Source organism: Synergistetes bacterium HGW-Synergistetes-1 (assembly GCA_002839185.1).
Taxonomy (GTDB): domain Bacteria; phylum Synergistota; class Synergistia; order Synergistales; family Synergistaceae; genus Caenicola.
This window is the reverse complement of the sequence record PGXO01000011.1, coordinates 24,675-41,237: the sequence shown is the minus strand read 5'-3', so window position 1 is coordinate 41,237 and position 16,563 is coordinate 24,675. Positions and strand designations below refer to the sequence as shown.

General features: G+C 47.7%; 16 protein-coding genes. 12 read left to right on the top strand and 4 right to left on the bottom strand.

The window, feature by feature from the left end:
• The first annotated feature begins 14 nt into the window (after positions 1-14).
• Together CVV54_09460 and CVV54_09455 are read left to right on the top strand one after the other, a co-directional pair.
• A complete protein-coding gene (locus tag CVV54_09460) occupies positions 15-773 on the top strand; it encodes an integrase (protein PKL03697.1) in 759 nt (252 codons plus the stop codon).
• The gene (locus CVV54_09455; protein ID PKL03696.1) at positions 760-3,048 is read left to right on the top strand and encodes an ATP-dependent helicase; all 2,289 of its coding nucleotides are present in this window, start codon (positions 760-762) and stop codon (positions 3,046-3,048) included. The genes CVV54_09460 and CVV54_09455 overlap by 14 nt, the downstream gene beginning before the upstream one ends.
• Here CVV54_09455 and CVV54_09450 read toward each other — a convergent pair.
• The 4 genes from CVV54_09450 to CVV54_09435 are packed head-to-tail and all read right to left on the bottom strand — an operon-like array spanning position 3,045 to position 6,033.
• Positions 3,045-3,812: an energy-coupling factor transporter transmembrane protein EcfT gene (locus tag CVV54_09450; GenBank protein ID PKL03695.1), complete on the bottom strand. Its 768-nt coding sequence runs from the start codon at positions 3,810-3,812 to the stop codon at positions 3,045-3,047. The two genes, CVV54_09455 and CVV54_09450, sit on opposite strands and share 4 nt — an antisense overlap.
• Complete coding sequence (locus tag CVV54_09445; protein ID PKL03694.1) at positions 3,812-4,618, bottom strand: ABC transporter ATP-binding protein; 807 nt, start codon at positions 4,616-4,618, stop codon at positions 3,812-3,814. The genes CVV54_09450 and CVV54_09445 overlap by 1 nt, the downstream gene beginning before the upstream one ends.
• The gene (locus CVV54_09440; GenBank protein ID PKL03693.1) at positions 4,615-5,454 is read right to left on the bottom strand and encodes an energy-coupling factor ABC transporter ATP-binding protein; all 840 of its coding nucleotides are present in this window, start codon (positions 5,452-5,454) and stop codon (positions 4,615-4,617) included. Before CVV54_09440 ends, CVV54_09445 begins: the two co-directional genes overlap by 4 nt.
• A gap of 9 nt (positions 5,455-5,463) precedes the next feature.
• The gene (locus CVV54_09435; protein PKL03692.1) at positions 5,464-6,033 is read right to left on the bottom strand and encodes a hypothetical protein; all 570 of its coding nucleotides are present in this window, start codon (positions 6,031-6,033) and stop codon (positions 5,464-5,466) included.
• A gap of 528 nt (positions 6,034-6,561) precedes the next feature.
• Here CVV54_09435 and yqeC point away from each other — a divergent pair.
• From yqeC to CVV54_09385, 10 genes are all read left to right on the top strand, one after another.
• Positions 6,562-7,353 carry a putative selenium-dependent hydroxylase accessory protein YqeC gene (gene yqeC, locus CVV54_09430; GenBank protein ID PKL03691.1) on the top strand — a complete coding sequence of 264 codons (792 nt, stop codon included), beginning with the start codon at positions 6,562-6,564 and terminating at the stop codon, positions 7,351-7,353.
• Positions 7,350-7,928, top strand: a complete 579-nt coding sequence (locus tag CVV54_09425; protein PKL03690.1) for a hypothetical protein — start codon at positions 7,350-7,352, stop codon at positions 7,926-7,928. The genes yqeC and CVV54_09425 overlap by 4 nt, the downstream gene beginning before the upstream one ends.
• Positions 7,929-8,031: 103 nt before the next feature.
• Entirely contained in the window at positions 8,032-9,405 is a 1,374-nt protein-coding gene (locus CVV54_09420; GenBank protein PKL03689.1) for a xanthine permease, read from the top strand.
• Positions 9,406-9,619: 214 nt separating this feature from the next.
• Positions 9,620-11,281 (top strand): glycosyl transferase, encoded by a 1,662-nt coding sequence (locus tag CVV54_09415; GenBank protein PKL03688.1) that lies wholly within the window; start codon positions 9,620-9,622, stop codon positions 11,279-11,281.
• Between the two features lie 2 nt (positions 11,282-11,283).
• A complete protein-coding gene (locus CVV54_09410; GenBank protein PKL03687.1) occupies positions 11,284-12,453 on the top strand; it encodes a UDP-4-amino-4,6-dideoxy-N-acetyl-beta-L-altrosamine transaminase in 1,170 nt (389 codons plus the stop codon).
• Between the two features lie 3 nt (positions 12,454-12,456).
• Complete coding sequence (locus CVV54_09405; protein ID PKL03686.1) at positions 12,457-13,395, top strand: glycosyltransferase; 939 nt, start codon at positions 12,457-12,459, stop codon at positions 13,393-13,395.
• Complete coding sequence (locus CVV54_09400) at positions 13,379-14,263, top strand: formyltransferase (GenBank protein ID PKL03685.1); 885 nt, start codon at positions 13,379-13,381, stop codon at positions 14,261-14,263. The genes CVV54_09405 and CVV54_09400 overlap by 17 nt, the downstream gene beginning before the upstream one ends.
• A 3-nt stretch (positions 14,264-14,266) precedes the next feature.
• Positions 14,267-15,295 (top strand): bifunctional UDP-4-keto-pentose/UDP-xylose synthase, encoded by a 1,029-nt coding sequence (locus CVV54_09395; protein ID PKL03684.1) that lies wholly within the window; start codon positions 14,267-14,269, stop codon positions 15,293-15,295.
• On the top strand, positions 15,292-16,176 hold the full coding sequence (locus CVV54_09390) for a 4-deoxy-4-formamido-L-arabinose-phosphoundecaprenol deformylase (protein ID PKL03683.1): 885 nt from the start codon (positions 15,292-15,294) through the stop codon (positions 16,174-16,176). The genes CVV54_09395 and CVV54_09390 overlap by 4 nt, the downstream gene beginning before the upstream one ends.
• A 2-nt stretch (positions 16,177-16,178) precedes the next feature.
• The gene (locus CVV54_09385; protein ID PKL03682.1) at positions 16,179-16,550 is read left to right on the top strand and encodes a hypothetical protein; all 372 of its coding nucleotides are present in this window, start codon (positions 16,179-16,181) and stop codon (positions 16,548-16,550) included.
• Positions 16,551-16,563 lie beyond the last annotated feature (13 nt).

The following is a 16,563-nucleotide window of genomic DNA, read 5'->3' as shown; positions in this document are numbered from 1 at the left end:
GAGGTCTCCTGCTTGTGGAAATGAATACTGCCTTTACGCTTCTCCTGATAATGCTTACAGGATTAGTCGCCGGATTTTTGAACGTGACAGCCGGCGGTGGGACCATACTTACCCTTCCCATCCTGAATTTCATAGGGTTGGATCTCGGTGTCGCAAACGCTACGAACAGGGTTTCGATCCTCTTTCAAAACCTCTCGGCAATCAGGCACTACCATCAAAACGGAAAAATAGACTGGAGAGAAGCCGCCACCTACATATTCCCTGCGATTGCAGGAGCCATCCTGGGAACTCTTTCCGCTGTTTACATGCCGCCGAGGGTCTTCCGTATCATTGCAGCTATTTCAATTTTTTCCATGGGGATCCTATTGGTAGCAAAACCCAAAATGTGGGATGCTCCCCAAGGCGAACCTCTTTCTCTGCCCAAAAGGATAGCCGCACTTTTCCTCGTTGGGATATACGGCGGGTTCCTTCAGGCCGGAGTAGGTTTTCTGCTTATCTGGGCTATTTCAGGGGGCTGTAAAAAAAACCTCCGAGAGGCCAATGTGCTTAAAATAACAATTGTTGCCTTCTATACGATGGCAAGCCTTGCTCTTTTTGCATCTTTCGGAATGGTAAACTGGACAGCTGCATTTGCTCTTGCTTTAGGCTCGGTCATTGGAGGCAATGCAGGAGCAAGGTTCAACTTAAAAGCCAACGATCGCGTTATAAGATGGATCCTGACTGGCGTAGTTTTGATCAGCTCGATCAAAATGATGATAGATGCCTTCCGTTGATATGTGGCGATATTTATTCAGGAGAAAAAAATTTGGAGTAAAAGAATATTTAAAGTGGCTTCGCAGACAGGACGGGGACATTGCGTTATTTCACCGCATAAAACCAAAAGATGCCCGTTACGGACCTTTCGGGGATCTTGATCCGGAAATCATCAATTCTCTGAAAAACAGAGGTATAGAAAGGCTCTACTCTCACCAAAGCCTGGCTTTTACCCTGGCATCGGGAGGGAAGGATATCGTTGTGGTAACTCCGACGGCGTCTGGCAAAACCTTATGCTATAACCTGCCCGTCCTAAACTCCATAGTTAAAGATCCCTCAGGAAGAGCTATGTATCTTTTCCCGACCAAGGCCCTGGCACAGGATCAGCTTAATGAAATACATGAATTGAGTCGGTTTCTTAAGAGTGAGATAAAGTCTTTCACCTATGACGGAGATACTCCCCCATCAAAAAGAAAAGATATAAAAAGAGACGCAAATATAGTTATCACAAATCCGGACATGCTCAACACAGCCATACTGCCCCACCATTCTGGCTGGGCGGATTATTTCAGAAACCTTGACTTCATCGTAGTTGACGAACTTCACACTTACAGGGGCGTGCTTGGTTCCCACCTTGCAAATATCTTTGTCAGGCTGCTGCGAATATGCAGACATTATGGCTCTGACCCTGTATTTATCTGCTGTTCCGCCACTATTGCAAACCCGTCTGAACATGCGGAACTGCTGACAGGAAAACCTGCAGTGCTTATTGATGAAAACGGCGCACCATCAGCAGAAAAGGAGCTTGTAATTTATAACCCCAGGATGATAAACACCCGAAACGGGATAAGATTATCCTCACTTTATGAGGCCGGCAGGCTGGAGTACAAAGCTGTCTCATGCGGCATCAGTTCGATACTGTTTACCCGGTCAAGAGTAAATGTGGAATTACTTCTCAAAAGCCTCATGCAGCAGCTCTCGAAAGACGGCAAAGATCCAGGCTCGGTAAGAGGCTACCGGTCAGGATATCTGCCAGCCGAAAGGCGGGAGACTGAAAAAAACCTGAGAAACGGGAAACTGAAAGCAGTTATAAGCACAAACGCACTTGAACTGGGCATAGACATCGGCTCTCTTGACCTTGCTTTGATCCATGGTTTTCCCGGAAGCATAGCTTCTGTGTGGCAGCAGGTCGGAAGGGCAGGAAGAAGGAACAGCCTTTCTGCAGCGGTGCTCATTCCATCTGATCTGCCTGTTGACCAATTTCTTGCAGAAAAACCCGGCTGGCTGCTCGGAGCATCTCCGGAAACTGCAAGGATAGATCCTCTCAACCCCTATATAAGGCTTGAGCATATCAAATGTTCAATATTTGAGCTGCCGTTCAGGGCAAATGAGACTTTTGGGGGAGAAAATATTACGGACATCCTCGAATTTCTCTTTAAACATGGGATGCTTGATGCGTTCGGAAATTCAGATGACCGCACATATTCGTGGAACTCAGTAGATTATCCGGCAGCGTCCTTTTCGATCAGGAGCGCTTCAGGAGAGAAATACGATATATACGACGTTACTTCTCACCAAAGACCCAGGCTGATAGGAACCATGGACAAACATTCAGCGTCTGCCCTTATTTTCCCGGGAGCTGTATATTCCCACAATGGAAAGAGCTATTCTGTTGAGGAGATCGACCTTGAAAACAGAAAATGTTTCGTAAAAAAATCTCTTTCGAATACTTATACAGAAGCAAAGGTCTCCTCCAGAACAAACATAGTAAGTCAGGAAGAATGTTCGGGGCTTTTTGCGTGGGGAGAGACGAAAGTCTCTGCTGCGGCCGGAATGTACAAGGTCATCGACATCAACACCCGTAAAGTTGTTGGACATGGGGTGGTAAATCTCCCCGAAAACCGGCTAAATACGACATCGCTTTGGATAAAGATGCCTGAGAGAGCACAATTAAGACCCGGTCTTTTACCTGCTATGGAGGGGCTTGCAAACCTCATGAAAAATCTGGCCCCGCTTTTCCTTATGTGCGACAGAAGCGATATTTATGTAAGCACTGCCTTGGGTGAACCCAGTCTAAAGCAGCCGGCCCTCTTTCTCTCCGATGCCATCCCCGGAGGGGTCGGACTTGCAGAAGGAGCCTACGATTCCATCAAAGTGATCTTGAAGGCATGCAGCGAACAGCTTGATTCATGCAGGTGCAGGGACGGATGTCCCTCATGCATCGGGGCCGGAAACATTGGCATAAAAGCAAAAGACCTGACCAGGAAACTGCTTGACGATATCCTCTGCCCTTAAAACGGCACAAAAGCCCCGGCTGCTGCCAATGTCAATGCAAATATCGAGACCCCGATATCAGCCGTTCTGAATGGGTAGCTCTTGTAGCCGCTCTCCCTTTTTCTGCAGTTGAAACCGCGAAGCTCTGCGGAGATCGCTGCACCCTCTATCTTTCTTACGGATGTTATCAAAAGAGGTACACAGAGCGGAAAGATCAGGCCGATCTTTTTGAATATGTTTTTTGTGTCAAAAGCCACTCCCCTGGCTGTCTGCGCCTCAATTATCCCTGCCATCTCCGCAGTGAAAACAGGAATGAACCTAATAGCTGTAGTCAATGAAAAAGCATATTTATAGGGTATCCCCATTCTTCCCACAAGAACATTGGAAAGGTCGTTCATCTTTGTAATAGACAGCATAAGGGCAAGAGGAAGCGTGGCACCAATAAGACGGAGCACCATCATCAGTGAAAACATGAACCCCTTATCCGTAACGTAAATATTAAATGGCAGAGAAAGAAGGATGCTGCCCTCCTTAATGAAAAAAATCTGTATCAAAAATAGGAATGCGCAAAATTTGATCAGGGTCCTCAGCATTGCCAGCGCTCTTGAAGATATACCGGCAACTGCGGCCATGGCGATATTCAGTAAAATGATCATAAGACAAAAGACTGAACTGTCGGTCACAAAGCATGAGACGCAGAGCATCAGTGATAAAAAGATCTTAGCAAGAGGGTTTAGCCTGTGAAGGAAAGAATCCCCGGGGGAATAGTCAAGGAAGCCGCCCATCACTCTGCACCTCCTCTCTTTTTCTTAACAGCCGATACCATGTCATCTACGGTAACGACATTTTCATATCCCTCTCCGAGCCTCAGGGCAAGTTCTGTTATCTGTGGCGGCAGAAGTGAGGCGCTTGCAAGAAGCGGTTCGTTCCTTATGATAACCTTTGTACTGCCATGTGCAAGCAGCTCTCCGTCATTCAAAACCATTACCTCTCGTGCGAAATCCTGCACTATCTCCATGTCGTGGGATATCATAAGCACTGTCGCTCCTTTTCTGTTTATTGAGCTTATGCATTCCATGATGTGCATGCATTCCCTGTAGTCAAGACCTGTAGTCGGCTCATCCAAAAGCAGCAACTCCGGTTCTGTCGCTAATATCGAGGCCAGGACAAGCCTCTGCCGCTCCCCTCTGCTCATGCTGAACGGATCTCTCTCCCCGTCAAGGGAAAATTCTCTAAGAGTCCTCTCGCATCTCATCTCTATCTCTGCTCTGTCTTCCATCACGCACTCCAGGCTGAACCGTATCTCATCGCGCACCCTGTTTTTGCATATCTGCCTGTCTGGATTCTGGAAGAGGAAACCTGTAAATTTTGCTATCCGGCTTGTCCTGACCAAAGCCGTATCAAAACCGCCTACATTTACAGCGCCGCGGCAGGGTTTCAATAGTCCGTTGCAAAGTCTGGCAAGAGTGGACTTTCCTGCTCCGTTCGCTCCAATGAGTGCGGTGAAATCGCCTTTTTTTAGCTCAAAAGAGACATCATTTATTATCTTTATTCCGTTAGTCGAGTAGGACACGTTATCAAAGCGGATCATAACGTTATGCTCCTTACCATCTTTTCCGCCTCTGAAATATTGACGGGTACCGGCCCCATATAGAGATTTTCATCCCTTAGCCTGTCAGCAAGGGTTACGACCCTTGGACAGTTTACACCGGCGCTCTCCATCTCCCTGCTGCTTTTAAGCACCTCGGAGACCGGCCCGTTCAGGATGACCCTTCCCCTGTCCATAACTGCCAGGTTACCGGCGAATTCGCAAAGAAGCATAATTTTCTGTTCTACCACAACGATAGTGATCCCATGTTTTTCGTTCAGTTCTCTCAGAAGCTGGAATATCTGGCGGCTGCTCTGCGGATCCAGCTCTCCTGTCGGCTCATCCAGGACAAGTACATCGGGCATAAGCGCTATGATCGCTGATATTGCCACTTTCTGCTTCTGCCCTCCGCTGAGGGTAGCTATGTTCCTCTCCCTTAGATTTCTGATGCCGGTTTTATCCAGGGCATCTGTCATCCTTTTTTCTATCTCATCGCGCGGAACTGAGAAATTTTCAAGTCCAAACAGTATCTCATCCTCGACCACAGACGAGACCATCTGGCTCTCGAAATCCTGGCGGACACTTCCGACCGTCCCGGCAAGCTGCTCCGGCTTATTATCGACCGTGTCAGAACCGTTAACTTCAACTGAACCGTAATAATCGCCGTGGAAATGATGGGGGATGATGCCGTTGATCGCATGCAGCAGGGTCGTCTTGCCTGCTCCGCTGCTCCCTATGACACCTAAGAAATCCCCCCTGCATACTGTCATATCAATATTTTTCAGGGCTTCTTCCCTTCCGCCGTCATATTTAAAAGACAGTCCGCTTATCCTGATCATTTTCTTTGATCAGTTTCTTTTCAAAGCAAGCTTCAATGGCACATAGAGGATCTGCACTATCACTGAATTTATCGCAGCAGTTCCAAATATTATGCCCATGAAAATAGCCAGCGGCACCGGCTTGACATCAGCTCCTGCGTAGAAAATAAGGTACATTACCGCAATGAATGTAAAACCGCTCGCCAATGTGCTGATAAATGTGCTGATTACCGGGATCGGTGAAAATTTACCCTGCTTGATAGGAATATACATAAAAGCTGCCATCACAAGAGCACCTACAAGTTCACTCATGAAATTAATGTACGGAGTTCCCGGGAAGAACTGGCAGATCGCCCCTGCAAGAAGGCCTATAACTGCTGCCTCTTTGAATCTCGGCCTTATGATAAGTATTGAAAGGCAGTACATCGCGATAATAAAATTCGGTTTCATGCCCATCGAAAACATGGAACCGACAAAAAACTTGAGGACTGCCCCCGCTGCAAGCAGCACTCCCACAAGAAGCACATCTGATATTGAAAGGCCCTCTCTCTTCTCAACTGCTACAACTCTCTGCTCTCTTACTGCTGCTCTCTGCTCCATAATTACCAACCCTTTCTCGTCTTGGCTGCTCTCTCTTCTCTTCTTTGCTCTCTGATTTTTCACGCTCTAAGACATTTATGTATAAAAAAATCTGCCCTTTGAATTCTCAAAGGACAGATATATTCCATCTGCGGTACCACCTTAGTTGATCCGAACCGGACCCTCTTTAACGGATGTGCAGTCACACACCCTGCCGTTTACGCCGGCATACGTCTCGGATACTCGGCTTTCGCCTTTAGCCTCGCCCTCTGTGGTCCATTTGCCGATCTGCTTTTCCGCAGGGTTCTCATCATCCCCCGCTCTCTGTAGGCGCATGAAACGGTTTGATCTCCACTTCATCGGTTTGAATATTTATAATATTGGAGTGAAAATTACCATCAAAACCTTTTATTGTCAATACCACGATAAACATATCTCTCATTATGATAATAAAACAAAAATCAACAAATTATATTTCTTGATAAATAATCCTCCACATCCCGCTTATCTCTGTTATCATTTATGCTTGAATAAGGGGAAGTGATACATTTGAGTGAACTGTTGACAGGAGAGAAATTGATCAGGGCTGTAGATGACAGTCTGGAAATAATGAAATATAAAGTTATTTCTATCACAGGCGGCGGCGGCAAAACCTCTCTGATGTTCGCGCTGGGACGATATTCTGCAGAGAATGTTTTTACACTGCTGACCACTACCACAAAGATCTTCCCTCCCGAAAAGAATGAATGCCCTTTCGAGATAATTGCCGGACCGGATGACCTTATCAAAACATTAGAAGGATCAGTACGCCTGCCTTCCATGGTAACTGCCGCGAAAGAGAGAAGCGGAGAAAAACTTTCCGGTTATACAACTGAGGATATCGCAGAGATAGTTTCAAAAAGCAGTGTTGGAAGAACGATCGTTGAAGCAGACGGTTCAAGGGGACTTTCCCTGAAGGCTTACGAAGAGTGGGAACCGCCTGTGCCTGCTGTTTCAGATTGTCATTTTGTAGTCATGGGCGCTGATATATTCACTGCCCCGCTCTCTCCGTTGAACGTCTTTCGTTTTGACATCCTAAGGGATAAATTTGCGATCCAGCCGGGTGAATGCCTTTCTTTCGCCAATTGTGCCGCAACGCTCTCAAACAGGGACGAATACCTGAAAAACTCTCCTGAAAGTGCCTGCAGGATCCTTTTTATCAACAAATGCGACCTTTTGACCGACGACATGCTGTCTGAGATATCAGAAAAGTTCCCGCCTCTTCTGAAAAGTTATGATCACATGATCATGGGATCGATAAAAATGGACAAACTCTACCGTATCACGGACCTGGCAAGATGAACGCGATATTGTTGGCTGCAGGACTTTCAAAAAGGATGGGGGTCCAGAAGCTGTTGCTTCCGTTCGCAGGAAGCACGGTGATCGAGACCGTGATCAAAAATATGTATGTAGGAGGCCTGTGCCCCATTATCGCAGTATTTTCCCGGGAGGTGGCTGACGAGGTGCAGGAAAGGCCCGAATGGCTTCGCATCGGAATAAATAATGCCCCCGAGAGAGGACAGTCAAGTTCCCTGGCCATTGCCCTGGATATGCTGCCGGATGATGAGGATTTCTGCATAATGCTGGGAGACCTGCCCTTCGTAGGTCAGAAAGAGATCAAAACGCTGCGGGAATGTTTTTCTTCTATCCCCGCAGACAAAACTGTTTTCACGCCATGCAGAAACGGGGTATTCGGCCACCCTATGTTTTACCGTGCGATTTGGAAAAATAGGTTCAAAACTGCACAGGGAGACGCGGGAGGAAGAAACATCCTGATGGACTACAAAGACGAGATAATCACATCAGAAACCCCTGACTGTCATTTCCGCGACATAGACACCCCTGACGATTACAAAAATTTAGTAAAGAAAAACTGATTTATCTCTGGATTTTTAACAACAATCAGCTTATAATATTCCCGAAGGTTTTTTGCAACCGATTGCAGAGACGTCTCTCTGCTAAATTCCCTGGAGGTGTATCATGGCAAAAAAACAGTTAGTTTACGGTATCGACGATCGCCCGCCGACACCAATACTTATTCTTGCCGGCGCTCAGCATGTCCTGACACTGTTTGGAGCAACGACACTCGTGCCGCTGATCTTCGGACCGGCTATGGGTATGACTACCCAGCAAATAGGCGCTTTTATCGGATGTGTTTATTTTTCAATGGGTATCGCGACTTTGATCCAGACCCACCCCAAACTTGGATCCGGGCTTCCTATAGTACAGGGCTCAAGTTTCAGCTTCATCCCCCCAATAATGACTATCATAGGAGCATACAAGGCTTTGGGACCGGATGTGGTAATGCAGTACATCGGAGGGTCTCTCCTGATAGGAGGTCTCGTGCTTTCCCTCCTCGGATACAGCAAACTGATCGGACACGTCAGAAAGTTCATCACACCCGTAGTTATCGGTCCGACGATCATGGCGATAGGCTTCACACTTGCGCCTGTTGCAATCCAGTTCAACGCAGCAAACTACTGGCCGATATCACTTCTTGTTGTTGCTCTCGTTTTCTTTTTTAGCCTCTGCAGCAAGAACAAATACTGCAATATTTTTGCAGTCCTCGGCTCAATAACGATTGCTTACCTTATATGCCTTTCACTCTCTTTGGCAGGAATATTCCAGGAAGGACACGCAGCTTATGTCAACCTCAGCAATATAGCGGCGGCACCCTGGATCCGCTATAAACTCTTCATGCCGTGGGGAGTCCCCAAGTTCTCAGGGCTGGCGATCGGAGCTATCTCCGCAGGATTTTTCTGCGTAATGATCGAATCGATCGGAGATTACCATAACTGTTCCTTTGCTGCTGGAATAGATGACCCGACTCCCGATCAGATAAACAAAGGCATCGGGGCAGAAGGCATAGGATGTGCCCTCTCAGGAGTGCTTGGCTCGGTCGGCACGACCTCCTATACTGAAAACATCGGCCTTATCGGCCTTACAGGCGTAGCAAGCAGGCATGTGGTACGGGCCGGAGCAGTTATACTCATACTTCTTTCGCTGGTCGGCAAGCTGGGCGCATTGATCGCGACCATGCCCTCACCTGTTATCGGCGGAGCATACATTACCCTCTTCGGTACCATCGGAGCTCTTGGTATCCAGAACCTCATGAGAGCAGACATGGGAAGCCAGAGAAATGTTCTTATAGTTGGTTTCTCCTTCCTCATGGCACTGGGACTCCCGGGCTGGGTCGAGCCCAACCAGGCTATCTTTACTGGCGCCCTTGGAAATACTTTCGGCGGGATGATATGGGCGATAATGAAGACCCCGATGGCTGTAGCGGGTATCCTTGCTGCGGTCTGTGACAATATTATCCCCGGTACTGACGAAGAGCGCGGAATAAAAAAGTAATTCAAAAAAGCAGATAATATATATGTAGTCATTGCGGGATCTCTTAAACAGGGGATCCCTATTTTTATCATCCGATGTTTTATTTGTCAGGTGTTTAAACTATAATTGGTGATCAGGCCTGTTGTATTGCCAACAGCTTTGATTTTAGTGTTGATTTTTACCAGACCTTATAGATTTTTTGTCAAATTTATTCCGGAAGGTGCTGCCGCAGACAATGGATGCCTCTTATAAAAAGAAAAAACTGATCGTTCTAGCGATCGCCGCTCTTATTCTTATGGTCTATTTTGTTCCGCTGGGATGGCACGGACTTCTTGAACCTGATGAGGGAAGATATTCCGAGATCCCCAGGGAAATGGTTGAAACGGGTGATTTTGTAACACCCCGACTTAATTACGTAAAATATTTTGAAAAACCAGTACTTCTTTATTGGATGAATGCAGCCAGTTTTATGGCTTTTGGCGAGAACGAGTTCGCGGCACGCTTTCCGACGGCTCTCAGCGGGGTCCTGGGGGCACTCATAACTGCCCTTCTCTGTGCTTCGGTATTTGGCAAAAGGGCCGGTGCTATTGCAGGAGCAGTGACGGCACTCTCCCTTTTGTATTTTGCCATTGGGACTATTACGCTTACCGACATGCCTCTATCGCTTTTTTTAACTGCGGCACTTTCTGCCTTTTATTATGGGCACATCAAAAACGACAGAAGGTGGTTCCTCGCCTTTTACGCATCTGTGGCATTGGGATTGCTTGCAAAAGGCCTGGTCGCGATAGTCCTTCCGGGAGGGATAATTTTCTGGTACATCATTTTTACAAAAAAATGGCGCCTCATCCTTGATGCCCTTTACCTCCCGGGAATAGCGCTTTTTTTCATAATAGCGTTCCCCTGGTTTTACATGGTCAGCCGTGAAAACCCTGATTTTCTCTATTTCTTCTTTGTAAGGGAACATTTCCTGCGCTATGCCACAAAAATACACAGCCGCTATGAGCCATTCTGGTTTTTCATACCGATGATCCCTTTAGGACTTATGCCCTGGACCGGTTTTTTCTTCTCTCTTTTCAGCCGTGAAAGTGTTCTGAGATCCCCTGCAGACAAGAATACGAAGGATGCTAATATTTATCTGCTTTCATGGTTCACTGTCATTTTTGTGTTTTTCTCACTTTCAAGTTCAAAACTTATTCCCTACATCGTCCCCTGCTTCCCTCCTCTTGCTATACTCATAGCATCTGATATCGACAGGATGATAGAACGCGGGAAATGGCACGGGAAAGCGCTGATTTTCGCCATTGTCTCAGGAGGCCTCTTTTCTGCCGCTTTGATCGTATATACGTTTGTCGGAGGAAGGGTGGATCCATACGAGGCGCTCCCGGTAGCTCTTGCGATTTCTGCAGGCCTGCTCATAGGACCGCTCCTTGCCCTATTTATGACAAGAAAGGGAGACCGGACTTCCTACGAAAAAGCTGTAACAGCTCTGTGCCTCTCTGCACTGGTCTACATTGCAGCACACTACGGCATATACGATATGATGGGACATTCCCGTTCCACCAAAGGCATCTCGGAAGTGATAATGAAAGAAAAACTCCCTGATGAGACCATCGCAGTTTACGGTGAGATCCTTCAGGGTATACCCTTTTATACAAAACAGCGTGTTATGCTGATAGACAGCATGGGAGAACTTGAGTTCGGCGCAGGAAAACCTGAAGGTAAAGGGTGGTTCCCCACCGCTGAAGAGTTCCTGCCTGAATGGAAGTCTAAAGACCGCGAATTTGTACTTGTAATAGAAAAAGAGAGACTCCCTGGTCTTTTTGAAGATGGGAAGACCTATGAAACAAAAAAAATCGAGCATGATGACTATATTATTCTTTTCAACAGGAGGCCCTAATAATGAGAAATGATTTCCTCCCTTTTGCAAAACCGTCTATAGCAGAAGATGCAATAAATGAGGTAGTGGAGTCTATACGTTCAGGCTGGCTGGCAATGGGTCCCAAAACCATACGTTTCGAAGAAAACTTTTCAAAATACACCGGCGCTTCGTGGTCCCTGTCGGTAAATTCAGCCACAGCCGGACTTCACACAGTCTTGCTTGCCCTTGGCATAGGACCGGGCGACGAGGTGATAACCACCCCGATGACGTTCGCGGCTACAGTGAACACGATAATGTTTGTTGGAGCAAAACCCGTTCTGGCAGACATCGACAGGAACACACTCAACATTGACCCTGACAGGATCGAAAAGGCTGTTACTAAAAATACAAAGGCGATAATACCTGTCCATTTCGCGGGAATGCCGTGCGACATGGACAGGATAGAAGCAATTGCAGAAAAATATGACCTCGCTGTGATAGAAGACGCCGCACATGCCCTGGGAGCATCTTACAAGGGCAGAATGATCGGTGCAGACAGGGGAAAACGCAGGGCATCGGTATTCAGCTTCCACCCCACCAAAAACATAACCACAGGCGAAGGCGGCATGATTTGCACCGGAGACGATACCATAGCTGAAAAGGCTGCCGTACTGAGGCAGAACGGTATGTCCAAGGGAGCCTGGAACAGGTATGCGGCAAAGGGAAGCGCTAACTACGACATATTTTTCCCGGGCCTGAAATATACGATGATGGACATCCAGGCGGCGATAGGCGATTCGCAGCTGAGGGAGCTCGGGGCATTTAATTCAAGAAGAAAAGAAATAGTCTCTTTCTATATGGAAGAACTTCCAAAAGCCAACGGACTGATCCTTCCAAAGCCTGCACCATGGGAGCATGAACACAGCTGGCACATCTTCACGCCCCTCATAGACATCGAGATGCTGGGGATGTCCAGGGACGATTTCATGGCTGAGATGAAGAAGAGAAACATCGGTACGGCCCTCCACTATCAGGCCATACACCTTTTCACCTGCTACAGGGAAGCCACCGGACTCGACAGGGGGAGCCTGCCTGAGTCTGAGTACGTCTCCGACAGGATCGTTTCGCTCCCGCTCTTCCCTGCCATGACAGATGAAGACGCCATGGACGTTGTCGAGGCCATTTTCGAAGTCTGCGGAAAGAAGATCTGATATATGAAACCTGAGATATCAATAGTCATACCTGCCTATAACGAAGAAGAATCGCTCCATCCCCTCTTTGAGAGCCTCTATCCTGTCATGACGGGAATGGGACGGCCCTTCGAGATAATTTTTATAAACGACGGCAGCAAGGACTCCACCCTTGGAATACTATACGACCTCTACAATTCACATCCCGAAGTCAGGGTGATAGACCTCAACGGAAATTTCGGCCAGCACATGGCTATTATGGCAGGGTTCGAGCATGTGAAGGGAGATATTATCATCACACTTGACGCAGACCTGCAGAATCCCCCTGAAGAGATCCCCAATATCGTAGCTAAAATGGACGAAGGGCATGACCTTGTCGGAACGTACAGGAAGGGAAGACAGGATCCCCTCTTCAGAAAAGTTGCATCCAAAATGGTCAACAGGATCACCAACAGGATCGCCAAACTGAATATCCGTGACTACGGCTGCATGCTCAGAGGATACAGCAAAAGGATAGTTGAAATAATAAATATAAGCAGGGAATCGACCACCTTTATCCCCGCGCTGGGGCAGAAATTCGCTGCCAACCCCATAGAGATACCGGTGGCACACAGAGAGAGGGAGATGGGCACATCAAAATACGGCATTTTTCAGCTTATAAGGCTGAATTTTGACTTGATGACAAGTTTTTCGATAGTCCCGCTCCAGTTCGTTACGATGGCAGGGATGCTCATCTCGATCCTATCGTCCCTCCTGGTCCTTTACATGCTGCTGAGACGTCTCTTCATCGGACCTGAGGCCGAAGGACTCTTCACACTTATGGCGATACAGTTCATGCTTACCGGTATCACGCTCTTCAGCCTTGGAATAACAGGCGAATATGTCGGCAGGATATACAGGGAAGTTAGCCGGAGACCAAGATACTCTGTCAGGAAGATATTTGAGCATGAAGCGGGAGAATAAGAGCAGACCCCGGATAGCGGTGTTTGCATACAGCGAGGTCGGAAGTGCCTGTCTTGATGACCTTATAAGAGACGATGCAAATGTTGTTGTCGTTTATACGCACGAGGACGACCCCAGCGAAGAGATATGGTTCCGCTCGGTAAAGGATACTGCCCTTAATAATTCGATAGAAGTCCGCACTCCTTCAACGATCGACAGTAAGGAGACTGAGCATTTGAGGCAGATAGGGCCAGACCTTATCTTCTCTTTCTACTACAGGGCGATGATCCCCAAAGAGGTGCTGGATATCCCCGAACTTGGGGCTTACAATATCCACGGCGCTCTCCTCCCGAAATACAGAGGGCGGGCCTGCGTGAACTGGGCAGTTATAAACGGAGAAAAGGAAACAGGAGCTACCCTCCACGTGATGACAGAATTTGCGGACAGGGGAGAGATCATAGCGCAAAAGTCTGTCCCAATTAATTTTGAGGACACGGCTCACGATGTTTTTCTTAAGGTGACAGAGGCCTCCAGGGAGATACTGCTCTCCTCCCTTCCATCACTTGAAAACGGAACTGCAAAGAGATATCCCCAGGACGAGTCAAAAGCGACAAAATTCGGACGGCGCCGGCCTGAAGACGGGGATATTGACTGGAAGAGATCCGCCGATGAAATTTACAACTTCGTGAGAGCGCTGACCCATCCCTTCCCAGGAGCATTTACCAGCTGGGAAGGCAAAAAGTTTTTTATCTGGAAAGCTCTCCCGGCCGAAGGCACTTTTGAGCCGGGTAAAATAAAATCTGAATCGCCGATGCTTGTGGGAACTGGCAGCGGACTCCTGAGGGTAATTAGGATACAGCCTGAAGGCGAACCTGAAAGGGATGCATAAAATATGAAGAAAATACTTATCACCGGGGTAAACGGCTTTATAGGAACTCATCTGATGGAGGCTCTCTGCAAAGACAACAGGTGGGATATACAGGGTTTTGACCTCATGTCTGACAACCTCCGACCTTTCATCGGCTGTCCAAATTTCAAATTCACAACCGGAGACATATTCAAAGACGGGAAATGGCTCGAAGAGCAGGTCGAATCGTCAGACATCGTACTGCCGCTTGCCGGCATTGCAAAACCCGCCTACTACCTACAGAAACCGATCTGGACATTCGAACTCGATTTTGAGCAGAACCTCAAAATGGTGAGGCTCTGTTCAAAATATAAAAAGAGGATAATCTTTCCCTCTACATCCGAGGTCTACGGCATGAGCGGAGACAGCAGTCTGAAAGAGGATGAAAGCCAGCTCATAACAGGCCCGATAAACAAAATGAGATGGATATACAGCTGCAGCAAACAGATGATGGACAGGCTCATTTTCGCATACGGACAGGAGGAAGGACTCAGTTTCACCCTCTTCCGCCCCTTCAACTGGGTGGGCCCGAGGCTGGACACGTTCAGGGACGCAAGCGAGAACAAAGCCCGTTCCGTTACACAGATGATATACAACGTGCTCAACAGCGGAAAGATCTCCCTTGTCAACGGCGGTGAGCAGAGAAGGAGCTTCACCTGGGTGGGCGACGGGATAGAAGGACTTACCGCGATAATAGAAAATAAGGATAATAAGGCGGAAGGCCAGATATTCAACATCGGCAACCCTGGCAACAACTACTCCATAAGGGAACTTGCCGAGATGCTTATCGAAGAGATGCAAAAATTCCCGGTCTACCGTGAAAAAGCCGAAAAGGCAGAGCTTGAGATCATATCGGCCGATTCCTACTACGGAAAGACATACGATGACATGCAGAACCGTCTTCCTTCAGTGGAAAAAATGGAGACCATCCTTGACTGGAAACCGCGAACCGGAATGCGCGAGCTGCTGAACAGGACTATAAACTGGTACGCAACTAAGGAGAAGCTGGATTGAAAAAACTTGCGATCAAGGTCGACATTGATACATTGCGGGGATACCGGGAAGGTGTCCCGCAGATGCTTGACCTTTTTAACAGACATGGGATCAGGGCATCGATATTTTTCTCATTTGGACCGGACAATTCTGGCAAAGCGATAAGAAGGATATTCCGAAAGGGCTTTATTTCGAAAATGATGAGGACAAAAGCCCCTTCGACCTACGGCATCAAAACGCTGATGTACGGAACTCTTCTCCCCGCGCCAATGATAGTCCCGTCTGCTCCCGGTATCTTTGTACGTGCCGTTGATGAAGGGCATGACTGCGGTGTGCACGCGTGGGATCACGTCTATGTGCAGGATGAGCTCCCCGGGATAACAAAAAATGAATTCCTCTCGCTGTTTGAAAGGTCCGCAGATATGTTTGAAAGACTCTCGGGAAGCAAGCCACTCTCCTGCGCAGCTCCGGGATGGCAGATTTCCTCGGTGAGCCTTGAAGTGCAGGAGGAAGCCGGACTTAAATACTGCAGCGACACGAGGGGACGCTCTCCCTTCATCCCTATTTTCAAAGGAAGATCATATTCGCCGGTGCAGATCCCTACCACACTTCCTACGATGGACGAGATACTCGGACTTCCCGGCATAGACGATGATTCCATAGGTGACGTATGGCTGAAGGGCATGGATAATGAGTGGAACGTTCTCACTGTACACGCTGAGATGGAAGGGCTTTCAAAGATAGATGTCTTTGAGAAATTTATTGTCAAGGCAAAGGAAAACGGAACAGTATTCTATACCCTTGCTGACTACGCAAGAGACTCGGCCCCAACGGAACAAAACATCAGGATAGGCAGTATGACCGGACGGGCAGGCACTCTCGCACTACAGGAGGAGAAATAAAAATGGACAGGATAAGCCTTTTGCTCCTGATCGCCTCAGCAATGACAAACGCTCTTGGCAGCACTGTCATGAAACATGCTTACGGAGGCGACTCATCGATAGTCTCTTCCGGACTGATCGCAGGAATACTTAAAATACTTCTTAACCCCTGGATAATACTCGGACTCGGCATGTTCGGGATCTCGTTCTTTTTTATGGCAGCCGCCCTTTCAAGGACAGACCTGACTCTGGCATACCCAATGATGTCCGGGCTGGTCTATCTTATCCTCCTTTTCGTCGGTTTCTTTATCTTTAAGGAAAAGATAACGATGATGAGGATAATGGGCATAGGGGCGATCCTTATTGGGATCACAATGCTGACAATGAAAAGCTGAGGGGGACCATCAG